Raw genomic sequence first — 21,788 nt, forward strand, 5'->3', positions numbered from 1 at the left:
TCCCCTGGAACTTCTGACACTGCCTCTGATGCCTGGTCATCGGAGACACGGTGGACATGCAGAAGACTTGCCTTGAACTTGCGCTCGAAAGGCTGGCAGACAGGGCAATCAAGGAGAGCACTTACCGGGAATACCTCGGGACTCTCCGTAACCTTGAGCTTGAGGACGTTCCTGCCGAGAAGGCAACCGTTCGGTACCTCTCCAACGTTCTCAGTGGTGTCCTCTCTCCGGGCACCCGTCGGAAGCACGCAATTAATCTCCGAGCCTGCCTTGGGGTGAAGGTTCCTTGCCCCCGTCCGGCACAGAAGGTCTATGACCTCCCGAGCATCGAAGAGATTCACGCAGCATTCGGAGAGAGCCGGTACCGCATGTACGCCCTCTCGATGCTCTATGCGGGACTGCGTATCGGAGAGGCTTGTGTCTCTCAGCCCATCAAGGGCAACGTCATCACGGTTGACCGGCAGAGGCTTCCTGATGGCTCTATCGCCACTCCCAAGACTGCCGGGCCTGTCTATGTGCCTGAGTGGTTCGCAGAGGAGTACCGGGCCTTTGAGGCAACCAAGTCTCACAACACGGTCTATGTCGGGATGAGGCGTGCGGCAAAGAAGATTGGGTTGAACATCAACCCCCATCAGCTCAGGCACAAGTTCGCAACTGAGCTTGTGAAGGCAGGAGTTAGCCCCAACGTGCTTCAACGGCAGATGCGGCACCACGACGTTGCCGTGTCTCTGCGGTACTACGTCCAGACTCACGAGAGCGACATCAACGAGGGAGTCATGAAGGCTTTCGGCCAACAACCGGCCTGAGAGGCCCTGAGAGCCCCTAGGAGGTTTCCGGGGCATCCAGAGACCTAGACAGGCTTACAGGCTCTCAGTCGGACGCGCAGAGCCTCAGGGGGGCAAGCAAGAGGCCCGGTTACCAACTCAGGTAACCGGGCCTCTTGTTGTATGGCTACTTGTGCAGTTCGAACCACACAGTCTTACCGGGGAGGTAGCCGCCGTTCCCGTCAAGGAAGGAGCAGTGGTCATAGCCCCACTTGTCGGCAAGCAGGTGGACCAGGATTAAGCCTCTGCCCGACTCTGACTCAGGGTCAGAGGATGCGAGATAGGGAGCGTCGGGAGAGTAGTCCCTAACTTCAACCCTCAGCCTGTCCGGATAGAGCGTCCAGGTCGTGTTGGTGAGTCCGTCCGGAGAAGGAATCCGAATGGCGTTGGTCAGCAACTCCATGAAGCACAGAGTTGCGTCCTCTTCAAAGTGAGAGGCATTGACCCTTGCCAGCCACTTACGGAAGACCTTTCGCGCCAAAGGAACTACGGCCGGTTGTTGAGTCCAGCCCCAACCCTTTTCCTCTGGAGCCTCATTGTTCCGTGCTGGTGCCACAGTCACAGGCACCCCCGAGAAGTCTGGTTATGCTGCACCTGTCTGCGCTCCTTATCAGCGTGGACCAGGGCCCGGACCGTTCGCGCGGTTGCGGGCCCACCTTGTTTCTGTGCAGCTCAGAGGCTACCGCTCCATACCGCCCCAGGGCACCCCATACGACCCCATGGGACCCTCCGGGGATGCTTGGTGCTGGTCACCGCCCTAGGTTCGCGAGCATGAGCGACAGCATCGGCTACGTGTACGTACGGGTGGCAGACGCGGTGGAGGCCGACATCAGGGCCGGACGGCTCCCCGTCGGCGCAAGGCTGCCCAACGAACGTGACCTTGGCGCTCAATACGGGGTAGCGCATGGAACGGCTCGGAGAGCTGTTCAAGAACTGAGAGACCGTGGATTGGTTGTGACGCTCCCCAACAAGGGAACCTTTGTGGTCGAGCCGAAAGACTGAGACACCGAGAAACGCAAGAGGCCCGGAGAGTCACTCTCCGGGCCTCTGCCATTCCAGCACCACTAAATGTCTGCGGCTTCCTGTGCCCTCTCATACTGAGCAATGACGCTGTGAGGTACGCGGCCCTTGGCGTTGACCTCAATCCCGTTCTCCTGTGCCCAAGCACGAACCTTGGCAGGGTCAGGGCCGGTGCTCTGAGCCTGAGTCGGAATGGACGCCTGAGCCGTAGCCGTTACTTCCTCGGCTACGTCGATGTACTTGGAGAGGAGTTCTCCGAACTCCGCCTTCTCCCCCTCTGTCAGGTCAACGGTGTATCGCTTGCCATCAAAGGCAAAGGAGACAGTCTCAGCGTCCGGCTCACCAGACAGGTCACTCTCTACGATTACGCGCTTAGCCACGTTGCCTCTCCCCTTGTGTGCTTGGGCGGCATGAGGTTACCAGAGCCCTAGGACAGAACCGCCCGAGAAGGTCCCTAGGTTTTTGTCTGGCGTCTCAGTAATTAATCCGGGGGGTCGAGGCCGGCACGGATATTCCGGCTTATTCAATAAGCCCTGATAACCGTTACTGAATTGAGACACAAAGACTGCTACAAACCCCCGGCTTTGTCGGCCAGCCATGTTATTATGGAATACGTAAGAACAAATACTTTCCAACGGTGAGGACTAGACACCAAGGAGGATGCAGAAGCTACTACATTTGGATATCTGTAGTGTGTTTAAGGCCCTCGGCTAGCTAGTCCCTAGCCGGGGGCCTTTTTGGTTTCTTACCCAAACACACAACACAGATACGGAGATGTAGAAAGTTATGGCTAATTACATGAAGCGATGGGTTCACGCCCTCAAGGCGTCTGACCTATCCGGAAGAACAAAGGGTGTTGCTCGATGGTTTGCCGACTACGCCGATTACAACAGCGGCAAGGGAGTATGGCTAAGCCTTGCAACTCTCGCGGCCGATAGTGGTTTCAGCGAATCCTCATGCAAGAGGGCTCTAAAGGACCTACAGGAAGCCGGATTCATCAACCTAGTCAAGGCCGGTAAGGACCTCGGTAAGACGAACCTTTGGGACTGCACCTTGCCGGTAGGTCATTCTGACCTAGAGGTAGGTCACATTGACCTAGGGGTAGTTCAGTCTGACCTAGGGGTAGGTCATGGTGACCTACAAACACTAAATAACACTCATTCAAAGACTCATGAGAACACTTATGAGGACGCCGTACCGGCGTCCGATGAAGGCAAGGAATCTCCTAGGTCAAAGGATGAAGAGGAAGTTGCTGCTTCTCCTTTGTCTTCTTTGAAGGAAGATGCCGCCGGAACGGCGGCGGGTTTCGATGATGATGAGTTTGAGTCCTTTGGGTGGGATGGACAGCCTTTGAAGGAGGAAACGGCTAATGCCGGGGTAGGTCAGAGTGAACTACCTACCGAGGTCGAAGAGATTCTGTCCGAGTCTCAGTACCCGGCAGAGGCACGCGCTCTGTTCCTTGACCCTCAGTACCGCCCGAACGATGACCAGGACGTGAGGGCTCGATGGGCCGCATTCACGGCCACACCTGTAACCGTTACCGCCTAAGGAGTTAGAAGCATGTACGCCGACTGTGCCCACGAACGCGGTTGCCCTCATGGCGTTGTCTGTGAGAGCTGCCACCAGTGGCTACCCAAGAACCGAACGGCTTTCCCGTGGGGCTCGAAGAAGCCCAAGGTTTGCGGCACCTGTATTAACAAGACCTTCAAGGCCCTGATGCTCAGCATCGACTTTGCGGCGGTAGTCGAGAAGGTCGAGAGCGGACGCTAGGACGCCTGAGAGAGGCCCTGTACGCCTTTCTCAGGCCCCACAAATCCGGCCGGGTATCTGAGATGCCCGGAAGCTCAGACAGGCTCACAGAGCCTCAGACGCAAGGAGAACCAATGACCCTCACCATCATCCTTCTCATCCTTGCTGCCTACCTGTACGGCAGGACCAGAGGCACCAAGGCACAGAAGGAGAAGGAGCCTCAGTACGTCATTGAGGTACGGAAGAAGTAACCACAGAAAGGAGAACCATGGAACTAACGGCAATGCTCATCCTTGTCCTACTCGCCTTCTACTTGGGTTGGACAGTAGGCAAGTCTTTGGAGAAGAAGAAGGCAGATGACTTCCTTATAGAACTGCGCAAGGAAGTAGCCCGATAACCCCGAGCCGGCTGAGCCTTTGAATTATGCATTTGGAACCATTCTTGATAGAATAGAGGTAATCAAACAGTTCTACTCATTCTGTTGTGATTACACCTCGGGGAATCCCACTAGAAGAACTCATGGCTAGGGCCTTCTTCTCCTCAAAGTCTAGTGGGGTTCCCCATTCCTTTATCAAGCTATTGATGTGACTCAACAACTAGTTGGAATCAATGAAAAACGGCGGGTTGAGAGGAGGAACCATGAAACTACAAGAAGCAGCCAAGCAACTCTCAGAGGACTTGAGAACAAGACTCAAGCGTCTAGAGAAGGAGATAGAACGATGGCAGTGCGCAAGAAAGAGGGACCACTGAGGTTCCAGCACAAGGGCAAGACATACGAGATACCAAGAGTCATGACAGCCCTTGAGTACCTATATCTAATCGAGAGGAAGGAAGACGAACTAGCGCAGTACGAAGTACGTACCCGTAAGGCCAAGGACCAGGACTAGAGCCAAGAGGTCTAGGAGAAGGTCTGAGACAAACAGGTCTGAGACAAAGAGAGGTCTAGAAGGTAGTACCCCACTCGCACGTGTTCGTAAATCAAAAAAAATGCCAGGACGTAAATACACCGAAAAGGAAAAGCAGGATTATCTAGAGCTTGCCTCCGAAATTGGACATAGCAGGGCAATGCGTGAACTAGGTTATCCAAAGCATTGGAATACGGCTAACACATGGGCAAAGGAACATGGAGTAACTATCGCCCTTGATGAGCTAAAGCAGAAGGCAGCAGCCTTTAATGACTGGTACCAGACAGAAGACCTACTAATCACCATGCAAGAGGCCATTGCCCGAGGTAGGGAATTCATCCTCGAAGACCGTGATTTGAACGCAGATGGGTTCAAGAAGACCGTTGAAGGTATGAAGCGGGCAATTGAGACAATGCAGCTCCTACAGGGCAAGGCGACAAGCCGGAACGGCACCGAGAAGGACCAGGACCAGGCAGACCCGTTCGCAGAGGCTCTAGACGCCTTTCTAGCGGCCGAACAAAGCCAGGATGCCCCATCACACCAGGACTCCCCTGAGAGGGCCTGAGGCAGCCGCACAGAGGCTCTACCCTTGCCGACAATGTACCAACTTTTGTAGCAACACCCAGAGGCCGGCACATTTGTAGCAATGTTTGTAGCAAGGTGTCACAGGTTGCCTGCCAACTTCTGACACCGGCCTCTCTGCACCCCCTCTGACCAGCGCAGACGAAAGGATTGGACCTAACAGACAGAACATGGATATTCAGACATACATCAACCGATACCCAAAGGAGTTGCTAACCAGGACAGAAGGTCGAGTAGCGCTAACCCGCAATGACCCTCTCCTCTTTGCTTGGCTCTATCTCCCGCACCATCTGACTAGCGACTCAGGCAGTCAGAGCCTCAGTGCCTTTCATCTTGACCTAATCGAGTATGCGAAGTCTTGGACCAACCCTGTCACCAAGCCAAGGGAATACCGAGACTGTTTCATTGCCCCGAGGAACGCGGGCAAGAGCACATGGCTATTCCTGCTGCTGCCTATGTGGGCGGCGGCTCATGGTCACATCAGGTTCGTCGCTGCCTTCTCTGATTCAGCCTCTCAGGCTGAGGACCACCTACAGACGTTCAAGACAGAGCTAGACAGCAACGAGCGTCTGACCAGCGACTTCCCCGAGCTGTGCACCCCTCTGATGGGTCAGAAGGTCAAGCGCCATATTGCACAGTCCTCAGACCAAATCATGCAGGCTAACGGCTTTGTCTTTATGGCCAAGGGCATTGACGCAAAGACACTCGGCATGAAGGTTGGACGACAGAGGCCAGACCTTCTCCTCTTTGATGACATTGAACCGCCAGAGGCTACGTACTCAGAGGTTGAGGCATCGAGAAGGCTTACGACTCTCCTTGATGCTGCATTGCCTTTGAACATTTATGCGCGGGTTGCCATTGTTGGAACAACAACAATGCCCGCCTCAATCATTGACCAATTGAGAACAGTCGGAGAAGCCAAGAGGGAATGGGATAGCCAGAGTCACAAGGGGGTGCTTTCATCCCATCTTGATTCAAAGGAGGAGGTACAAGACAGGAAGGAGGTAGCAGCCTCATTCGGACATACTGGTACCGATGAGAAAAACGGTACTAAAGATATTTTTTCACTTGAGGCCATATCTACACCCTTTAAAAATGCGTCATACCCGGAAAACTTGGACCATGCCTCAGGAGAGGCCCTAGAAGGTTCCGAGACAGCCTCAACCCCCCTCCCTAGGCCCTCAGTTGAGGAGACCTCTCCTGGGCCCTCTGAGACCCCTTCTAGCGGCTCAGTTCTGACCCTTGCCGACACAGCCTCAGAGGCCGGAACCGAGCTGGTTGCCGACAACGGGGACCAGGACCAGGACGCCAGAGACTTCTATGAGTCCCTTGCTCCGGAACTCCGATGGGTCATTGATTCCAACATCAGGGTTCACTACTTCCCTGCCGTTGTGACGAACCCTGATGGCTCAGAGGAATCTCTCTGGCCTGAGTTCTGGTCCATGGACTTCCTCAACTCGATTAGGCACACCAGGGACTTCCACAAGAACTACATGAATCGCCCGGTGTCCCTGAATGCCGACTACTGGACAGACGCGGATATCCGCATTGGCCAGCCTGAGGAGTACGGCAACACGCTGCTTTGTGTGGACCCTGCCGTCACCACCAAGAAGACCAGTGACTACACAGGCTTTGCGGTTGTCTCCAGAGGCTCTGACGGAAACCTGTACGTGCGCTATGCCGAACAGTTCAAGTTGCCCGGTCCTGGACTCAAGGAGAAGGCCCTGGAACTCTGCGAACGGTTCGGTGCTCAGGTTCTCTACATCGAGACGAACCAGGGTGGTGACCTCTGGCAGTCAGTCTTTGATGGGGTGCCAGCCAAGTACCGCAGCATGAGAAGCACCGAGAAGAAGGAGATTCGGGCCGCTAGGGCTCTGGACTTCTACCGCAAGGGCAGGGTCTTCCATACGGGCCACTTCGACACCTTGCAGACGCAGATGTTCGCCTTTCCCAAGGTTGCCCATGATGACGTCCTGGACGCCGTTGTCTCGGGAGTCCTGTACTTCCTCGGAAAGCCTCAGGCTAAGACGACGGTTAAGCGTCAGAGCTACGTCTAAAACCCTTTAGCCGTGCCCCCGGAAAACAAATTACTAACCGGGGGCCGGCGCCCCCTATCAATTTTGAATTCGAAGGGTATTCCTATATAATAAAAACTAAGGAGATAACTACAACCAAACATGTCAGACCTAACCACAGCGGTTCTCGAAATCCTCGATAGGAGAGACGATTACCAAACCGCAGAAGACTATTACGAAGGACTAGCCGAAGAGGTATTTACCTCGATGGCTCTAAAGCGTGCCCTAAGGCACACCAGCGACCGTTTCCGCCTTAACTTTGCGGCTACTCCGGTCAACGCGGTAAACAACCGCCTTGAGATTACTTCTGTGTCCGCTATCTCTGAGGGTGCCGGGCAGTATCTCGACAGGGTTTGGGCCTCCAATGAGCTAGAGCTAGAGGTAGGCCAGATTCACAAGAAGGCCCTGATTTACGGTGACGCCTATCTGATGGTGTGGCCTGAGGGCGATTCTCTTGAGATTTACTACAACAGCCCCAAGACAACGGTTGTCCTCTATGAGGAGGAGAACCCCCGCCTAAAGCGTGTTGCTGCCAAGATGTGGGAAACCACGATTGATGGCAAGAACCGTACTCGCGTGAACCTGTACTACCAGGACCGCATTGAGAAGTACGTCAGCCGTGCGGAGAGGCTTCCTCAGACCCCCAAGGATTCAGACTTTGTGCCGTTCGTTGATGAGTTCACCGACTCCAACGGCATCATGGCTAATCCTCTTGGCCGTATCCCTGTCTTCCACTTCCGCACAGAGCGTCCTAAGGGCAAGCCTGAGCACCGGAACGCTTACGAGCCTCAGGACTTGATTAACAAGCTCTGCGTTACGCAGATGGCTGCCAATGATTACCAGGGCTTCCCATGGCGCTATGCGCTTACGGAGGATGGTTCCTCAGAGGCCGCTGACTTTGATGAGGGCTCAGAGAGCACGCTTACCGGTTCAACCCCTGGCGAGCTAACCATCTTCAACAACGTCAAGGCGATTGGGCAGCTAGACCCAGCTAAGCCTGAGTCGTTCCTTGAGCCAATGCGCGTCTATATCCGTTCGTTGGCAACCATCACAGAGACTCCTTTGCACTACTTCGAGCCTACGGGGAATATCCCGTCCGGAGAGGCCCTGAGGACCGCAGAGGCACCACTAGTCAAGAAGGTACGGACTCGGCAACTGTCCTTCGGTGCTACGTGGCGAGAGGTGTTCACGTTCGTCCTTGAATCGGCCGGATTCTCGGAAGACGTACAGGTCCATTGGAAGCCTGTAGAGACCTTCGACACCAAGGAAGCAATGGAGATTGCTTACAAGAAGATTCAGATTGGCATTCCTCTTGCTCAGGTAGCCGCAGAGATGGGTTACGACGCGGCCGTGGTGGCTAATTGGATTGCCGAGAAAAATATCCAGGAGGTCCAGGCCGGCTCGGACCTACCGGGAAATTCTGAATCTCAGGACCTAAATCCTGATGCCAAGGCCACAACAGCCGTTCCGGACGGCTCCAAGGCTAGGGCTGCATAACCCAGCACCACACCATTACCCAACGGGTCGAGATGACCCCTAACTATCCGAGATGGAGGCAAGACAAGTAATGGATGAGAACGAGATTGAGGCTATCCGGGCGGCTTTGAAGAAGGCCAACGAGGAAGCCAAGAACAATCGACTTGAGGCAAAGGCTCTACAGGAACAGCTAGAGGCTGTCCGGGCAGAGGCTCAGACCCTCAAGACGAACTACCTACAGACAAAGGCTCAGGATGCACTAAGAGACGCGGGATTGACGAATGCCAAGGCTTCAAAGTTCATCGACTACTCAAAGGTTTCCGTCACGGAATCCGGAGAGCTAGAGGGCCTATCGGAACAGTTGGACGCTTTGAAGGAGGACCTTCCCGAGCTGTTCAACACTCAGCAGAGGGTTTCCGGTGGAGCAGACGCCGCAGATAAGCGGGAAGCACGTCCACAGAAGAGTTCCGCAGATATCCTCGCCGCTAATCTTCTCAAGGGCTAATCCCCTTGAGGCACAACTGAATACACAACAGAACAACAACTGAATCCGGGGGCATGACCCCCGGACAACTAAATAATAACTGGAGATTAAAAGAAAATGGCTCGTGTTAATGCTGATGCTTGGGTACCAGAGGAGTACGGCTCTGAGGTAATCACTCGCGTCAATCAGAACTCTGCGATTGAGGCTGTTGCCCGTCGCGTCGCTATGGCTAGCGACATTACAAAGGTGCCCCGTGTTGGTGCCGTTGGCGTTGATGTTGTTGCAAAGGGAACTGCCTACAACGACTCTAACGCTGCTCTGGATAACGTCATCCTTGACGCGGTGAAGTTCGGTAAGACTGTCACCATTGCCGAGGAAGACCTAGAGGACGCTATTGCTAACGCTGTAGCGGCTTTCCAGGCCGAATGGGCTGTTGATTACGCCCGTATGCTCGACAACGCTTGCCTTGGCGTTACCGGTACTCAGAACGGCGGCACTGTTCCGTTCACGTCGGTTTACAAGGCTGCTGCCTCTGGTCAGAAGATTGCGACTGCCGGTGCTGTGACTTACGCCAAGCTGTCGGACACCATGGCGCTTTACGAGGGCAGCGATTACGCGAATGACGCGGACACCGTTGTTATCGCGCACCCTTCCTTCAAGGCTGCTTTCCGTGGAATCGTTGACAGCAACGGTCGCCCAATCTTTGTTGAGGGTATCGCTGGTACTCCTTCAACTCTGTTCGGTGTTGCTGTGAACTTCTCCTACGGTGCGAAGACTTCCACCACGGCTACCAGTGCCCCTAACGGCAACCCTCTTCTAGTCGTGGGTAACCGTCAGCACCTTGTTCTAGGTGTTCGCTCTGGTCCTGAGAGCCTGCTTTCTTACGAGCCAGGTTTCCGCACCGATGAGCCTGTACTCAAGATGCGTGCCCGTCGTGGATTCGCTGTAGCGCGTCCAGAGGCATTCGGACTCCTTGAGGTCACTGCCGGTGCCTAATCCCTAATGGGATACGGCTCTAGAGGGCAGGGTTTCGGCCCTGCCCTCTTTTCAATGAAAGGAATGATGACGAATGGCAACAGCTAAGTGGTACGGCCCGGCTCTACAGAAGTTGATGACAAAGCAGATGGACTTGATTAGCGACACCATCAAGGTTGCTCTGGTCAAGTCAACGTATACGCCGAATCAGAACACGCATGACGAATGGGCAGACGTATCGGCAAACGAGGTGACAGGAACGGGATATGCGGCCGGTGGAATCGCATTGGCATCCAAGACAATCACGTACAACACGACGAACAAGTATTGGACGTTCGATGCTGCGGATTCGACTTGGACGAATACGAACGTTCTATTCCGATATGCCGTTATCTATGACGACACAGCAACGGGTAAGCCTCTCCTTGGGTATGTCGATTTCGGTACGGCACAGACAGTCTCGAATCAGGACTTGACGATTCAGTGGGAAATCTTCGAGCAAGACCCTGAGTCAGGAACGTTCTATAGCGATTCTGGAATCCTCCGGGTATCCCTGTAAGGAGGTCGAATGAATCTCGAATACGGATATCCGTCCGTCGCGCAGTTCGGTGGAACACTCGGATACACAATCGTTCTGACGGAACCTGTGTCGAATCCACCGGTTGCACTAGAGGCGGGATATCCAGCGAATGCGTATGCCAGTGGAACACAGGGATACACAGTTGTCCTGTCGGAACCTGTATCGCCTCCCCTTGTGCTCCAGGCCGGATATCCGGCGGTAGTCCATGCGACTGGAACACTCGGATACACATTGGCGATTACGAACGCTCCGACATACAAGTATGCGGATACGGAACTGGAACGTAAGCGTATGACTCTCACGCTTGCCTCTCGTTCTATCGGCATAGAACTAGCAAGGAAGAAACTAACGATGGAGGTAGAAGCGTAATGCTCGAATACATTGCGGGCAGTGTGCCGGTAGAACCTTTGGCGATTACGGTCAGGGATGAGGTAGGGAACCCTAGAAGTCTCTCCGCGTATACCGGTGCCGCTGTCCTCATCATCGGTCCTGATGGTGTGACGCGTACAGGCGGCACGGCGGCAATCTCGAATGCCGCAGAAGGACAGGTTACTTATACGTGGCCGAACACTGTTGTCTTTGATGTGCCGGGCGACTATCGCCTAAGGCTCAAGCTGACAAAGGGTGCGGCTGCTGATTACACAGCCGAACAGAAGATTATTGTTCGGCCCGGATTGGAGGTCTAAGAATGTACGCAACGATTACAGAGGTTGCCGATATCGCCGGGGTATCCGTCGATGACGCAACCATCAAGAAGGCACAGGCAATCATCGAGACAGCCTCAGGGAAGCCTGAGGAACTAGTCTCGGATACGACAGACTTTCTATGGCTCAAGAAGGCTACGGCTTACCAGTGCGCATACATGGAAGATGACCCAACGTCTGTCTTTGAACAGCCCAACATGGAGTCCGTGACACAGGGCGAATCGAAGATGGTGTTTGGCGACAAGGACGTATGGCTGTCACCTCTTGCACAGAAGGCCATTGCCAATCTGTCTTGGCGCAAGTCTCGCAGGATTCAGCTACAGCCGTTCGGCTACCGGCGAGAGCTGCACAGGCAGAGCCGCGAGTCACGGCGTATCGCTGAAAGGCTGTGGTCCTGGTGAGACTCCTTGCAATGAAGCGCTATGAGCTACGGGCAGAGGTCTACCGGGCGGTTTCCTATCAGGACCCTGATTCGGGAGCCATCATCAGCACGTACGACTATGCCAACCCTGAGGTAATCAAGGTAACCGGCGGCTCTGTTCGTCCATGGGGTTCTATCCAGGACTTTGGACAGGAGTACCAGTACAAGGACTATCTACAGTTGTTCTGCCCTACCGAGATTCCCCTAGATGCTCGCGTAGGTCGAATCAGGAACAAGGCTGGTGAACTGCTGTGGCGAGAGGACAACGGCAACCCGACCCTCTTCGATGTGTTCGGCTGCTTCCCTGAGAATGACCTCAGGGGCAGTGCCGTTGACTTCCGAATCCTTCTGGCACGTACAGAGGTACAGGCGTCCTGAGACTTCCCTGAGCCCTCGGGCTAATCCTCACAGGGATGGAAAGGAGGCCGGTTGTTCAAGATGACCAAAACGCCGTTGGCTCTGACTGCCGTTGGAGGACTTCTCATCTTTGCCAGCACAGCGGGCAAGGACCAGAGAGACGTTGCCTATGCAGCAATCCTCTTCGCAGCGTTCATCCTTGGCGCTTGGGTGGCTCTGTTCGACAACACATTGGGAAACCATGAAGATGACGAATCAGGCGGTAGCTAGTAACCCTTTCCTGTAAAGCAGAGAGACCCCCGGCCTAAATCAGCTAGGGGTCTCTCTGTATGTGCGCTCTATGTGGCTGGCAATTTCGGGCTAGGGAGCCGTTGTTGACAGCCTTAGTAGACTAGGCCCTGTAAAGGGCGTAGTGGAGAAGACGTTCAACTCCTGACACGAAAAGCAAATGTCACACGTTGAAGCGGAACTCCACCACGTCACCGTCCTGCATGACGTAGTCCTTGCCCTCCATGCGGGCCTTGCCCTTGGCGCGGGCCTCGGCGACCGAGCCGGTCTCCACCAGGTCGGCGAAGGAGATGACCTCCGCCTTGATGAAGCCCTTCTGGAAGTCGGTGTGGATGACACCGGCGGCCTCGGGGGCGGTGGCGCCCTTCTTGATGGTCCAGGCGCGGGATTCCTTGGGGCCGGCGGTGAGGTAGGTCTGCAGGCCCAGGGTGTTGAAGCCCACGCGCGCGAGGGTGGCGAGGCCGGGCTCCTCGGCGCCGACGGACTCCAGCAGTTCCAGGGCGTCGGCCTCGTCGAGCTCGGCGAGGTCCGCCTCCAGCTTGGCGTTGAGGAAGATCGCCTCGGCGGGGGCGACCAGGGCGCGCTGCTCGTTCTTGAAGTCGTCGTCGACCAGCTCGTCCTCGTCGACGTTGAAGACGTACAGGAAGGGCTTCGTGGTCAGGAGGTGGAGGTCGTGCAGCGGCTCGGCACGCTCGCTGCCCTGGACGATCCCGTGCGCGAAGAGCGTGTCGCCCTTCTCCAGGATCTCCTTGGCCTCCTCGACCGCCTTGACCTTCGGCGCGATGTCCTTCTTGATCCGCGATTCCTTCTGCAGGCGCGGCAGGACCTTCTCGATGGTCTGCAGGTCGGCGAGGATCAGCTCGGTGTTGATCGTCTCGATGTCGTCCTTCGGCGAGACCTTGCCGTCGACGTGCACGACGTTCTCGTCCTTGAAGGCACGGATGACCTGGCAGATCGCGTCGGACTCGCGGATGTTCGCCAGGAACTTGTTGCCCAGGCCCTCGCCCTCGCTGGCGCCGCGCACGATGCCCGCGATGTCGACGAAGTCGACGGTCGCCGGGAGGATGCGCTGCGAGGAGAAGATTTCGGCCAGTTTCGTCAGCCGGGCGTCGGGGACGCCGACCACGCCCACGTTCGGCTCGATCGTGGCGAACGGGTAGTTGGCCGCGAGCACGTCGTTCTTGGTCAGGGCGTTGAACAGGGTCGACTTGCCGACATTCGGCAGACCGACGATTCCGATCGTGAGCGACACGTTGCGACTTCCCGTACGTGAGAGGAGAGGACTGGAGGGGCTGGGCCGATCCACCAGTCTACGGCGTGCCGGACCGCGCCCCGGTTACCGATCGAACGCATGGCCAAGGTCTTTCCTACGGCGTGTCCCAGGGGCGATTCGACACATAAACAGACCTAAGTTGGTCGGGTGGAGCAACACAGGACGCGACCCCCGCACGACGGAACGCGACGAGGCACGCCCCCGCTGCCCCCGCAGGCGGCCCGCGGCGGCGGTGCGCGACCTGCGCCGCATCCCGCGCAGAAAAGCCCGGCCGGCCGCCCCGCGGGGGTACGGCAGCCCGGCGCTCCCCTGGCGGAGGGGGTGCGGCGGTTGCCCAACCCGCGGCTGACCGGGCTGGGCGGCGGCCTCTTCTGCGGGGCCGTGATGTTCGTCCTCGGCTGCCTCGACGACCTGCTCCTGGGCGGCTCGCTGACGGTGTACGGCGTGCTGTTCCTGCCGGTGTGCGTGCTGACCGCGGCCTGGGTGCGCAAGGGCGACCTGGTGACCGCCCCCGTCGTCGTGCCCATCGCCTTCGCGGTGGGCCTGCTCCCCGTCGCCGACAGCAGCGGCGGGGTGCCGGGCCGGCTCATGGGCCTGGTGACGGCGCTCGCCACCCAGGCGGGATGGCTGTACGGGGGAACGCTGATCGCCGGACTGATCGTGACCGTGCGGCGGATCGCCCTGATGCGCCGTCAGACCGTCCGCCGCCGGAGCGACCCGCCCCGCTGACCGGCACAGGTCCCGCCGGGGCCGGTCAGCGCGTGTGTCGCTCTAGTGCTCCGTGACCGCCCGCATCGCCGCCCCCACGATCCCCGCGTTGTTCTGCAGCTGCGCCGGGACGACCTCCGCCTTGATGCCCTCGATGAAGTGCAGGAACTTGGCGGACTTGCGGCTGACGCCGCCGCCGATGATGAACAGGTCCGGCGAGAAGAGCATCTCGACGTGGGCGAGGTACTTCTGGACCCGGTGCGCCCAGTGCTCCCAGGTCAGGTCGCCGTCGTCCTTGGCCTTGCTGGAGGCGCGCTTCTCCGCGTCGTGGCCGTGCAGCTCAAGGTGGCCCAGCTCGGTGTTGGGGACGAGGACGCCGTCGACGAAGAGCGCGCTGCCGATGCCCGTGCCGAAGGTCAGCAGGATGACGGTGCCCCTGCGGTCCTTGCCGGCGCCGAAGTGCGCCTCGGCGACGCCCGCCGCGTCCGCGTCGTTGACCACCGTCACCGGCAGGCCGCCGAGGCGTTCGCTGAACAACGCGCGCGCGTCCGTGTCGATCCAGCTCTTGTCGACGTTGGCCGCCGTGCGGATCGTGGAGCCGTCCGTGACCACGCCCGGGAAGGTCAGACCGACCGGGCCGGTCCAGCCGAAGTGCTCGACGACCTGCTTGACCCCGTCGGCCACGCCGTCGGGCGTCGCCGGGACGGGGGTGAGCACCTTGTGGCGCTCCTCGGCCAGGTCGCCCCTGTCGAGATCCACAGGGGCGCCCTTGATCCCGGAACCGCCGATGTCCACACCGAAGATCTGCATGGCTCTACGTTACGTCGAACGACTGACAGTCACTCGGCCGAGGTACCCGTACGCTCCGCGATCAGCGTCGCGGCCTCCTCGCGCAGGTCACGGCGCAGTTCCTTGGGCAGCGAGAAGGTGATGGACTCCTCGGCCGCCTTGACGATCTCCACATCCTCGAAGCCGCGCCGCGACAGCCACTCCAGGACCTGCTCGACGAGGACCTCGGGGACGGAGGCGCCGGAGGTGACGCCGACCGTGGACACGCCCTCCAGCCAGGCCTCGTCGATCTCGTCGGCGAAGTCCACCAGGTAGGCCGCGCGGGCGCCGGCCAGCTTGGCGACCTCGACCAGGCGCTTGGAGTTGGAGGAGTTGCGGGAGCCGACCACGATGACGAGCTCGGCCTCGGCGCCCATCTGCTTGACCGCGAGCTGGCGGTTCTGGGTGGCGTAGCAGATGTCGTCGCTGGGCGGGGAGATCAGCTGCGGGAACTTCTCCTTCAGCGCGTCGACGGTCTCCATGGTCTCGTCGACGGAGAGCGTGGTCTGGGACAGCCACACGACCTTGGAGGGGTCGCGGACCTCGACCTTGGCGACGTCGCCGGGGCCGTCGACCAGGGTGATGTGGTCGGGGGCCTCGCCGGAGGTGCCGATGACCTCCTCGTGGCCCTCGTGCCCGATCAGGAGGATGTCGTAGTCCTCGTTGGCGAAGCGGACGGCTTCCTTGTGGACCTTGGTGACCAGCGGGCAGGTCGCGTCGATGGTGGCGAGCTTGCCGCGCTCGGCCTCCTCGTGGACGACGGGGGCGACGCCGTGCGCGGAGAACATCACGATGTTCCCCTCCGGGACCTCCTCGGTCCGCTCGACGAAGATCGCGCCCTTCTTCTCCAGGGTCTGCACGACGTACTTGTTGTGGACGATCTCGTGGCGGACGTAGATCGGAGCCCCGTACTGCTCGAGGGCTTTCTCGACGGCGATCACGGCGCGGTCCACACCCGCGCAGTAGCCACGGGGGGCGGCGAGCAGGACACGGCGGCCAGGCGAAGCAGTCATGCGTCCATCGTAGGGCCACGCCCGGGGGGTCGAAGATCGCGTCCTCGGGGAGACTGGCCGTGGGGTGGGAGGGAGGGCGCGGACGACGACGGACGAGGCACCCACGGAGGCAGCATGTCCAGGACCGGCACGGCGGAGCGGACCACCGGCGAGGGGCACGGCCTGCGGCGCAGCCTCGGTCCGCGGGACCTGGTGGTCTACGGCCTGCTCTTCATCGCCCCGATGGCGCCCGTCGGCGTGTTCGGCACCCTGGACGCGAAGTCGCACGGGGCCGTCGCGCTCGTGTATGCCGTCGCCACGGTGGCGATGGCGTTCACCGCGTTCAGCTACGCGCAGATGGTGCGCGTGGTCCCCCAGGCGGGTTCGGTGTTCGCCTACGCGCGTGCCGCGCTGGGCGAGGGGGCGGGTTTCGTCGCGGGCTGGATGGCGATGCTGGACTATCTGCTGATCCCGGCGGTCGCCTATCTCTTCTCCGGCATCGCGATGAATTCCCTGGTGCCGGAGGTCTCGCGCTGGGTGTGGACGGCGCTCGCCGTCGTCGTCACGACGGCGCTGAACCTGTGGGGCGTCCGGGCCGCGGCCCGCGCCGGCTTCCTGGTGCTGGCCATGGAGGTGGTCGTGCTGCTGGTGTTCGTCGTGTCGGCCCTGGTGGTGCTGGGCCGGGACGGCGCGGAGCGGGGCTGGTGGTCGCCGCTGTCCGGGGACGGCACGCAGGGGGCGTTCGCGCTGTCGGCGGTGCTCGGCGCGGTGTCCGTGGCGGTCCTGTCCTATCTGGGCTTCGACGCGATCGCCGGCTTCGCCGAGGAGGTCACCGGGGGCTCGGCGAAGGTGGCGCGGGCCCTGCTGTTCTGCCTCGCGCTCGCGGGTGTGCTGTTCATCGCGCAGACGTACCTGGTGGCACTGCTGGAGCCGACGACGTCCGCGCGGCTGGCCGCCGACCCCGGGTTGCAGGGGTCGGCGTTCTACGACGCCGTGGACGCGTCGGTCGGTACCTGGCTGCACGATCTGGTCGCGGTCAGCAAGGCGATCGGCGCGGCGTTCGCCGCGCTGGCCGGGCAGGCGGCGGCCGGGCGGCTGCTGTTCGCCATGGGCCGGGACCGGCGGCTGCCGCGGGCGCTGGCCCGGACGGACGCCGGGCTGCCGCGGGGGGCGCTGCTGTGCGCGGCCGTGATCACGCTGGTGGCGGCGGTGTGGGCGGCCCGGCGCGGCGACGGGATGGACCGCCTGGTGTCGGTGGTCGACATCGGGGCGCTCACGGCGTTCACGCTGCTGCACGCGAGCGTGGTGGGCTGGTTCGCGGTGCGCCGGGCCGGCGGGCCGGTGAGCTGGTGGCGGCACGTGCTGGTTCCGGTCCTGGGGGCGGCGATCACGGTCACGGTGATCGTGGAGGCGTCGGGGACGGCGCTGACGGTGGGGGCGGTGTGGCTGGCGATCGGGTGTGCGGTGCTGGTGGCACAGCGAGGGCGCCGGGTCGCGTAGAGCCCGCTGAACGACGCTGACCCGCGTTGTCGGAGCGGGCCGTTACCCTCGCGGCATGGCTCTCAACACGTCCGCGGAAGCGCCCGTGCCCGTCGGTGAGGTCTCGCGGCTCATCGGGGGGTGGATCGACCGGTTGGGGGCGGTCTGGGTCGAGGGGCAGATCACGCAGCTGTCGCGGCGGCCCGGGGCCGGCGTGGTGTTCCTGACGCTGCGTGATCCGTCGTACGACATCTCGATCAGCGTGACCTGTTACCGGCAGGTGTTCGACGCCGTCGCCGACGTGGTCAGCGAGGGCGCGCGGGTCGTCGTGCAGGCCAAGCCCGAGTGGTACGCCCCGCGCGGCCAGCTCTCCCTGCGCGCCACCGAGATAAGGCCCGTCGGGGTCGGTGAACTGCTCGCGCGGCTGGAGCGGTTGAAGAAGGCGCTGGCCGCCGAGGGGCTGTTCTCGGCGGAGCGCAAGAAGCCGTTGCCCTTTCTGCCGCAGCTGATCGGCCTGGTGTGCGGGCGGGCCTCCGCGGCGGAGCGGGACGTGCTGGAGAACGCCCGGCACCGCTGGCCCGCCGTCCGCTTCGAGGTGCGCAACGTCGCCGTGCAGGGTGTGCACGCCGTCCCGCAGGTCGTGCAGGCCGTGAAGGAGCTCGACGCGCTGGCGGACGTGGACGTGATCATCGTCGCCCGAGGGGGCGGCAGCGTGGAGGACCTGCTGCCGTTCTCCGACGAGCAGCTGGTGCGCGCCGTGGCGGAGTGCCGTACGCCCGTGGTGTCGGCCATCGGGCACGAGCCCGACAATCCCCTTCTCGATCACGTGGCCGACCTGCGCGCCTCCACGCCGACCGACGCCGCCAAGAAGGTCGTCCCGGACGTGGGCGAGGAGTACGAGCGGGTACGGATGCTGCGGGACCGGGCCCGGCGCTGTGCGCGGGCCCTGGTGGAGCGGGAGGAGCGCGGGCTCGCGCACGCCCTCGCCCGGCCCGCGATACAGGATCCGCACCGGATGGTCGACGAGCGGGCCGACCACGTGGCCTCGCTGGCGGAGCGCTCGCGCCGGACGCTGGGCCACCTGCTCGACCGCGCCGACTCCGAGCTCACGCACACGCACGCGCGCGTGGTGGCCCTCTCCCCCGCCGCCACCCTCAAGCGCGGGTACGCGGTCCTGCAGAAGGCCGACGGGCACGTGGTGCGGGATCCGGGCGAGGTCGCGGCGGAGGAGACGCTGCGGGCACGGGTCAGTGAGGGCGAGTTCGTTGTACGGGTCGAGACATAGGGTGAGTGGATGACCAGCAAGGTGGCGGAAGAGGCGCTCGGGTACGAGCAGGCGCGGGACGAACTGATCGAGGTCGTACGGCGGCTGGAGGCGGGCGGCACGACGCTGGAGGAGTCGCTGGCCCTCTGGGAGCGCGGCGAGGAGCTGGCCAAGGTGTGCCGGCGCTGGCTGGACGGGGCACGGGCCCGCCTGGACGCCGCTCTGGCCGAGGAGGAGGCGGCGGACGGGGACGCCGAGCGGGAGGACGACGAGTAGGGGCGCGAGCCGTTCCGCTGTGAAGCGGATCACCACACCTTCACATTAGTTGAAACTTGTACCTCCCTGGCGTACCTTCGGTGTCGTCAGCCGATCCGGACCGCGGTCCGGTACGGATCGCACGTCACCCCGAGGAAGATCCCGCATGTCTCTCGTGCTCGACCCCGCCGCCCAGGACCTGCTGTTCCGTGAGGCCCGCACCGCGAACACCTTCACCGACGAGCCGGTGACGGACGAGCAGGTGCAGGCGATCTACGACCTGGTCAAGTACGGCCCGACCTCCATGAACCAGTCGCCGCTGCGCGTGACACTGGTCCGCTCCGCCGAGGCCCGTGAACGCCTGGTGCAGCACCTGGCCGAGGGCAACCAGAAGAAGACGGCCGCCGCCCCGCTGGTCGCGATCCTCTCCGCGGACAACGAGTTCCACGAGGAGCTGCCGCACCTCTTCCCGCACTTCCCGCAGGCCAAGGACCTCTTCGCCGGCAGCCGCGAGGCCCGCGAGAAGAACGCCACGCTGAACGCCGCCCTCCAGGCCGCCTACTTCATCATCGGCGTCCGTGCCGCCGGTCTGGCCGCCGGCCCGATGACCGGTCTGGACTTCGAGGGCGTCCGCAAGGAGTTCCTGGACGACGACCACACCCCGCTGATGGTCGTCAACATCGGCAAGCCGGGCGAGGACGCCTGGTTCCCGCGCTCCCCGCGTCTGGACTACGAGCAGGTCGTCACCACGGTCTGAGCGAGCCCCGCATGTGAAGAGGCCCCCGGCGTCATGCCGGGGGCCTCTTCACATGCGCGCGTTCCGGTCACGACATCTTCAGCGCCTGCGCCATCTCGGTCAGCTGCCGCAGGGAGCCGGTGCCCGCGACCACGGTCGTCGCGCCCTTGCCGGGCAGCACGAGGGCGTCGTAGCGGCCGCCGGTGTAGTGCGTCCAGGTCCTGCCGTCGATGTCCTGGGTGGCCTTGGTCGCACTGCCGCCCTGGGTGGCCTGGTCGATGAACTCCGACGGCTTCTGAGTCGACTGCTCGATCTGCACGTACTGACCGTCGGGGGCGTGGAAGCCCAGGTGCCAGGCGTCGAATTTCGCGCCGTCGAAGCGCACGGACGTCGCCTTCCAGGTCCTGGGCAGGCCCTCGGGCGCGGCCACCGGGTAGGCCGCCGCGCGGCGTGCCGTGAGCAGCTCGACGCGGTAGTCGACCCGCTTGATGTCGGGAGCCGAGTCGTCGTGGGGGATGAAGACGTAGATGAGCGCCGCCGCGATCCCGATGAGGCCCAGGGAGAGAATCATGTCCCGGACCGTCTTCTGCCTGCCGTTCGAACCTGCCACGCCCTCTATCGTCGCAGGTGCCCGGCCCGCTCATCCGTGGGGTCCCCTGCTCATTTTGTCGGACTGACGATAGAGTCGAGGGTCGAACCCTCATCCGGCCGTCGTCGTATCAGAAAGGTGCGCTCCGATGACCGAGCATCATCACTTGCCGTCCGAGCTCGAAGTTCCCAGCGAAGCCCCCGACCGCAACCTCGCCCTTGAGCTCGTCCGGGTGACCGAAGCCGCCGCGATGGCCGCGGGCCGCTGGGTCGGACGGGGCGACAAGAACGGCGCCGACGGCGCCGCCGTGCGCGCCATGCGGACCCTCGTCTCCACCGTGTCGATGAACGGCGTCGTCGTCATCGGCGAGGGCGAGAAGGACGAGGCGCCGATGCTCTTCAACGGGGAGCGCGTCGGCGACGGAACCGGTCCCGAGTGCGACATCGCCGTGGACCCCATCGACGGAACCACGCTGACGGCCAAGGGCATGCCGAACGCGATCGCCGTACTGGCGGCCGCGGACCGCGGGTCGATGTTCGACCCGTCCGCCGTCTTCTACATGGACAAGCTGGTCACCGGGCCCGAGGCGGCGGACTTCGTCGACATCGACGCGCCGGTGTCGGTGAACATCCGCCGGGTGGCCAAGGCCAAGCGGTCCACCCCGGAGGACGTGACCGTGGTGATCCTGGACCGGCCGCGGCACGAGGGGATCATCAAGGAGATCCGGGAGGCCGGGGCACGGATCAAGCTGATCTCCGACGGCGATGTCGCCGGGTCGATCTACGCGCTGCGCGAGGGCACCGGCGTCGACATGCTGCTGGGTATCGGCGGCACGCCCGAGGGGATCATCTCGGCCTGCGCCGTGAAGTGTCTCGGCGGCACGATCCAGGGCAAGCTGTGGCCCAAGGACGACGAGGAGCGGGCGCGGGCGATCGACGCCGGGCACGACCTGGACCGCGTGCTGATGACCGACGACCTGGTGGCCGGGGAGAACGTGTTCTTCGTCGCCACCGGAATCACCGACGGTGAGCTGCTGCGGGGTGTGCGCTACCGGTCGGAGACCGCGACGACCGACTCGATCGTGATGCGCTCGAAGTCGGGGACGGTCCGGCGGATCGCCTCCGACCACCGGCTGAGCAAGCTGCGGGCCTACAGCGCGATCGACTTCGACCGCGCCAAGTAGCGCGGTGGGCCGGGAACCGGCCGCCGAGCCCGAGAAGTGGG

Annotated in this window: 25 protein-coding genes; 19 read left to right on the forward strand and 6 right to left on the reverse strand. The window is 61.3% G+C overall.

The features are described from left to right. Positions 1-56: 56 nt before the first annotated feature. The gene (locus ACIGDI_RS11325) at positions 57-806 is read left to right on the forward strand and encodes a tyrosine-type recombinase/integrase (protein WP_399895236.1); all 750 of its coding nucleotides are present in this window, start codon (positions 57-59) and stop codon (positions 804-806) included. A 145-nt stretch (positions 807-951) separates the two neighbouring features. Here the strand turns inward: ACIGDI_RS11325 and ACIGDI_RS11330 are convergent, their stop codons facing one another. After that, the gene (locus ACIGDI_RS11330; RefSeq protein ID WP_399893937.1) at positions 952-1,392 is read right to left on the reverse strand and encodes an ATP-binding protein; all 441 of its coding nucleotides are present in this window, start codon (positions 1,390-1,392) and stop codon (positions 952-954) included. A gap of 203 nt (positions 1,393-1,595) precedes the next feature. Between ACIGDI_RS11330 and ACIGDI_RS11335 the strand changes: the two genes are divergently transcribed. Continuing rightward, positions 1,596-1,826 carry a GntR family transcriptional regulator gene (locus ACIGDI_RS11335; protein ID WP_393900020.1) on the forward strand — a complete coding sequence of 77 codons (231 nt, stop codon included), beginning with the start codon at positions 1,596-1,598 and terminating at the stop codon, positions 1,824-1,826. 62 nt (positions 1,827-1,888) lie between these two features. Here ACIGDI_RS11335 and ACIGDI_RS11340 read toward each other — a convergent pair whose 3' ends face one another. Continuing rightward, positions 1,889-2,224, reverse strand: coding sequence for an Lsr2 family protein (locus ACIGDI_RS11340; protein WP_393900019.1), 336 nt, complete (start codon positions 2,222-2,224; stop codon positions 1,889-1,891). Between the two features lie 418 nt (positions 2,225-2,642). On the opposite strand from ACIGDI_RS11340, the gene ACIGDI_RS11345 reads away from it, so the two are divergent. The 11 genes from ACIGDI_RS11345 (at position 2,643) to ACIGDI_RS11395 (ending at position 12,422) form a co-directional block, all read left to right on the forward strand. Continuing rightward, positions 2,643-3,392, forward strand: coding sequence for a helix-turn-helix domain-containing protein (locus tag ACIGDI_RS11345; RefSeq protein WP_399893941.1), 750 nt, complete (start codon positions 2,643-2,645; stop codon positions 3,390-3,392). 1,188 nt (positions 3,393-4,580) lie between these two features. Next, a complete protein-coding gene (locus ACIGDI_RS11350) occupies positions 4,581-5,063 on the forward strand; it encodes a hypothetical protein (protein WP_399893944.1) in 483 nt (160 codons plus the stop codon). Positions 5,064-5,250: 187 nt separating this feature from the next. Further along, complete coding sequence (locus ACIGDI_RS11355; RefSeq protein WP_399893947.1) at positions 5,251-7,137, forward strand: hypothetical protein; 1,887 nt, start codon at positions 5,251-5,253, stop codon at positions 7,135-7,137. 120 nt (positions 7,138-7,257) lie between these two features. After that, on the forward strand, positions 7,258-8,652 hold the full coding sequence (locus ACIGDI_RS11360; RefSeq protein WP_399893950.1) for a phage portal protein: 1,395 nt from the start codon (positions 7,258-7,260) through the stop codon (positions 8,650-8,652). Between the two features lie 70 nt (positions 8,653-8,722). Then, positions 8,723-9,136, forward strand: coding sequence for a phage scaffolding protein (locus ACIGDI_RS11365; RefSeq protein ID WP_399893953.1), 414 nt, complete (start codon positions 8,723-8,725; stop codon positions 9,134-9,136). A gap of 96 nt (positions 9,137-9,232) precedes the next feature. Further along, positions 9,233-10,111, forward strand: a complete 879-nt coding sequence (locus ACIGDI_RS11370; protein ID WP_399893956.1) for a phage major capsid protein — start codon at positions 9,233-9,235, stop codon at positions 10,109-10,111. Between the two features lie 73 nt (positions 10,112-10,184). Next, complete coding sequence (locus tag ACIGDI_RS11375; protein ID WP_399893959.1) at positions 10,185-10,649, forward strand: hypothetical protein; 465 nt, start codon at positions 10,185-10,187, stop codon at positions 10,647-10,649. Positions 10,650-11,038: 389 nt separating this feature from the next. Further along, the gene (locus ACIGDI_RS11380) at positions 11,039-11,356 is read left to right on the forward strand and encodes a hypothetical protein (protein WP_399893962.1); all 318 of its coding nucleotides are present in this window, start codon (positions 11,039-11,041) and stop codon (positions 11,354-11,356) included. 2 nt (positions 11,357-11,358) lie between these two features. After that, entirely contained in the window at positions 11,359-11,775 is a 417-nt protein-coding gene (locus ACIGDI_RS11385) for a hypothetical protein (protein ID WP_399893965.1), read from the forward strand. Between the two features lie 11 nt (positions 11,776-11,786). Then, entirely contained in the window at positions 11,787-12,173 is a 387-nt protein-coding gene (locus tag ACIGDI_RS11390) for a hypothetical protein (RefSeq protein ID WP_399893968.1), read from the forward strand. Between the two features lie 51 nt (positions 12,174-12,224). Continuing rightward, on the forward strand, positions 12,225-12,422 hold the full coding sequence (locus ACIGDI_RS11395) for a hypothetical protein (protein ID WP_342283703.1): 198 nt from the start codon (positions 12,225-12,227) through the stop codon (positions 12,420-12,422). A gap of 181 nt (positions 12,423-12,603) precedes the next feature. Here the strand turns inward: ACIGDI_RS11395 and ychF are convergent, their stop codons facing one another. Further along, positions 12,604-13,692 (reverse strand): redox-regulated ATPase YchF, encoded by a 1,089-nt coding sequence (gene ychF / locus ACIGDI_RS11400; protein WP_399893972.1) that lies wholly within the window; start codon positions 13,690-13,692, stop codon positions 12,604-12,606. A gap of 351 nt (positions 13,693-14,043) precedes the next feature. Here ychF and ACIGDI_RS11405 point away from each other — a divergent pair, with 351 nt between their 5' ends. Then, on the forward strand, positions 14,044-14,442 hold the full coding sequence (locus ACIGDI_RS11405) for a DUF6542 domain-containing protein (RefSeq protein WP_399893975.1): 399 nt from the start codon (positions 14,044-14,046) through the stop codon (positions 14,440-14,442). A 42-nt stretch (positions 14,443-14,484) separates the two neighbouring features. Here the strand turns inward: ACIGDI_RS11405 and ppgK are convergent, their stop codons facing one another. Together ppgK and ACIGDI_RS11415 are read right to left on the reverse strand one after the other, a co-directional pair. After that, entirely contained in the window at positions 14,485-15,231 is a 747-nt protein-coding gene (gene ppgK / locus ACIGDI_RS11410; protein ID WP_399893978.1) for a polyphosphate--glucose phosphotransferase, read from the reverse strand. A 29-nt stretch (positions 15,232-15,260) separates the two neighbouring features. Continuing rightward, entirely contained in the window at positions 15,261-16,262 is a 1,002-nt protein-coding gene (locus tag ACIGDI_RS11415; RefSeq protein ID WP_399893981.1) for a 4-hydroxy-3-methylbut-2-enyl diphosphate reductase, read from the reverse strand. Positions 16,263-16,376: 114 nt separating this feature from the next. Here ACIGDI_RS11415 and ACIGDI_RS11420 point away from each other — a divergent pair, with 114 nt between their 5' ends. The 4 genes from ACIGDI_RS11420 to ACIGDI_RS11435 all read left to right on the forward strand — a co-directional run bounded on the left by ACIGDI_RS11420 (position 16,377) and on the right by ACIGDI_RS11435 (position 19,996). Then, positions 16,377-17,741, forward strand: a complete 1,365-nt coding sequence (locus ACIGDI_RS11420; RefSeq protein WP_399893984.1) for an APC family permease — start codon at positions 16,377-16,379, stop codon at positions 17,739-17,741. Positions 17,742-17,796: 55 nt separating this feature from the next. After that, complete coding sequence (gene xseA, locus ACIGDI_RS11425) at positions 17,797-19,005, forward strand: exodeoxyribonuclease VII large subunit (RefSeq protein ID WP_399893987.1); 1,209 nt, start codon at positions 17,797-17,799, stop codon at positions 19,003-19,005. A gap of 9 nt (positions 19,006-19,014) precedes the next feature. Further along, positions 19,015-19,260 (forward strand): exodeoxyribonuclease VII small subunit, encoded by a 246-nt coding sequence (locus ACIGDI_RS11430; RefSeq protein ID WP_399893989.1) that lies wholly within the window; start codon positions 19,015-19,017, stop codon positions 19,258-19,260. A gap of 145 nt (positions 19,261-19,405) precedes the next feature. Beyond that, positions 19,406-19,996 (forward strand): malonic semialdehyde reductase, encoded by a 591-nt coding sequence (locus ACIGDI_RS11435; protein ID WP_399893992.1) that lies wholly within the window; start codon positions 19,406-19,408, stop codon positions 19,994-19,996. A 67-nt stretch (positions 19,997-20,063) separates the two neighbouring features. Here the strand turns inward: ACIGDI_RS11435 and ACIGDI_RS11440 are convergent, their stop codons facing one another. Further along, on the reverse strand, positions 20,064-20,585 hold the full coding sequence (locus ACIGDI_RS11440) for a DUF4245 domain-containing protein (protein WP_399893995.1): 522 nt from the start codon (positions 20,583-20,585) through the stop codon (positions 20,064-20,066). A 127-nt stretch (positions 20,586-20,712) separates the two neighbouring features. Here ACIGDI_RS11440 and glpX point away from each other — a divergent pair, with 127 nt between their 5' ends. Continuing rightward, on the forward strand, positions 20,713-21,747 hold the full coding sequence (gene glpX / locus ACIGDI_RS11445) for a class II fructose-bisphosphatase (RefSeq protein WP_058923475.1): 1,035 nt from the start codon (positions 20,713-20,715) through the stop codon (positions 21,745-21,747). The last annotated feature ends 41 nt before the right edge of the window (positions 21,748-21,788 follow it).

The sequence above is a fragment of the Streptomyces sp. NPDC085900 genome (assembly GCF_044540925.1).
Classification (GTDB): domain Bacteria; phylum Actinomycetota; class Actinomycetes; order Streptomycetales; family Streptomycetaceae; genus Streptomyces; species Streptomyces gilvifuscus.

What these genes read in the sequence shown, in the direction of transcription:
- ACIGDI_RS11325 (WP_399895236.1), top strand. Translation starts at nt 57, where the DNA reads ATGCAGAAGACTTGCCTTGAACTTGCGCTCGAAAGGCTGGCAGACAGG.
- ACIGDI_RS11335 (WP_393900020.1), top strand. Translation starts at nt 1,596, where the DNA reads ATGAGCGACAGCATCGGCTACGTGTACGTACGGGTGGCAGACGCGGTG.
- ACIGDI_RS11345 (WP_399893941.1), top strand. Translation starts at nt 2,643, where the DNA reads ATGAAGCGATGGGTTCACGCCCTCAAGGCGTCTGACCTATCCGGAAGA.
- ACIGDI_RS11350 (WP_399893944.1), top strand. Translation starts at nt 4,581, where the DNA reads ATGCCAGGACGTAAATACACCGAAAAGGAAAAGCAGGATTATCTAGAG.
- ACIGDI_RS11355 (WP_399893947.1), top strand. Translation starts at nt 5,251, where the DNA reads ATGGATATTCAGACATACATCAACCGATACCCAAAGGAGTTGCTAACC.
- ACIGDI_RS11360 (WP_399893950.1), top strand. Translation starts at nt 7,258, where the DNA reads ATGTCAGACCTAACCACAGCGGTTCTCGAAATCCTCGATAGGAGAGAC.
- ACIGDI_RS11365 (WP_399893953.1), top strand. Translation starts at nt 8,723, where the DNA reads ATGGATGAGAACGAGATTGAGGCTATCCGGGCGGCTTTGAAGAAGGCC.
- ACIGDI_RS11370 (WP_399893956.1), top strand. Translation starts at nt 9,233, where the DNA reads ATGGCTCGTGTTAATGCTGATGCTTGGGTACCAGAGGAGTACGGCTCT.
- ACIGDI_RS11375 (WP_399893959.1), top strand. Translation starts at nt 10,185, where the DNA reads ATGGCAACAGCTAAGTGGTACGGCCCGGCTCTACAGAAGTTGATGACA.
- ACIGDI_RS11380 (WP_399893962.1), top strand. Translation starts at nt 11,039, where the DNA reads ATGCTCGAATACATTGCGGGCAGTGTGCCGGTAGAACCTTTGGCGATT.
- ACIGDI_RS11385 (WP_399893965.1), top strand. Translation starts at nt 11,359, where the DNA reads ATGTACGCAACGATTACAGAGGTTGCCGATATCGCCGGGGTATCCGTC.
- ACIGDI_RS11390 (WP_399893968.1), top strand. Translation starts at nt 11,787, where the DNA reads ATGAAGCGCTATGAGCTACGGGCAGAGGTCTACCGGGCGGTTTCCTAT.
- ppgK (WP_399893978.1), bottom strand. Translation starts at nt 15,231, where the DNA reads ATGCAGATCTTCGGTGTGGACATCGGCGGTTCCGGGATCAAGGGCGCC.
- ACIGDI_RS11415 (WP_399893981.1), bottom strand. Translation starts at nt 16,262, where the DNA reads ATGACTGCTTCGCCTGGCCGCCGTGTCCTGCTCGCCGCCCCCCGTGGC.
- ACIGDI_RS11420 (WP_399893984.1), top strand. Translation starts at nt 16,377, where the DNA reads ATGTCCAGGACCGGCACGGCGGAGCGGACCACCGGCGAGGGGCACGGC.
- xseA (WP_399893987.1), top strand. Translation starts at nt 17,797, where the DNA reads ATGGCTCTCAACACGTCCGCGGAAGCGCCCGTGCCCGTCGGTGAGGTC.
- ACIGDI_RS11430 (WP_399893989.1), top strand. Translation starts at nt 19,015, where the DNA reads ATGACCAGCAAGGTGGCGGAAGAGGCGCTCGGGTACGAGCAGGCGCGG.
- ACIGDI_RS11435 (WP_399893992.1), top strand. Translation starts at nt 19,406, where the DNA reads ATGTCTCTCGTGCTCGACCCCGCCGCCCAGGACCTGCTGTTCCGTGAG.
- glpX (WP_058923475.1), top strand. Translation starts at nt 20,713, where the DNA reads ATGACCGAGCATCATCACTTGCCGTCCGAGCTCGAAGTTCCCAGCGAA.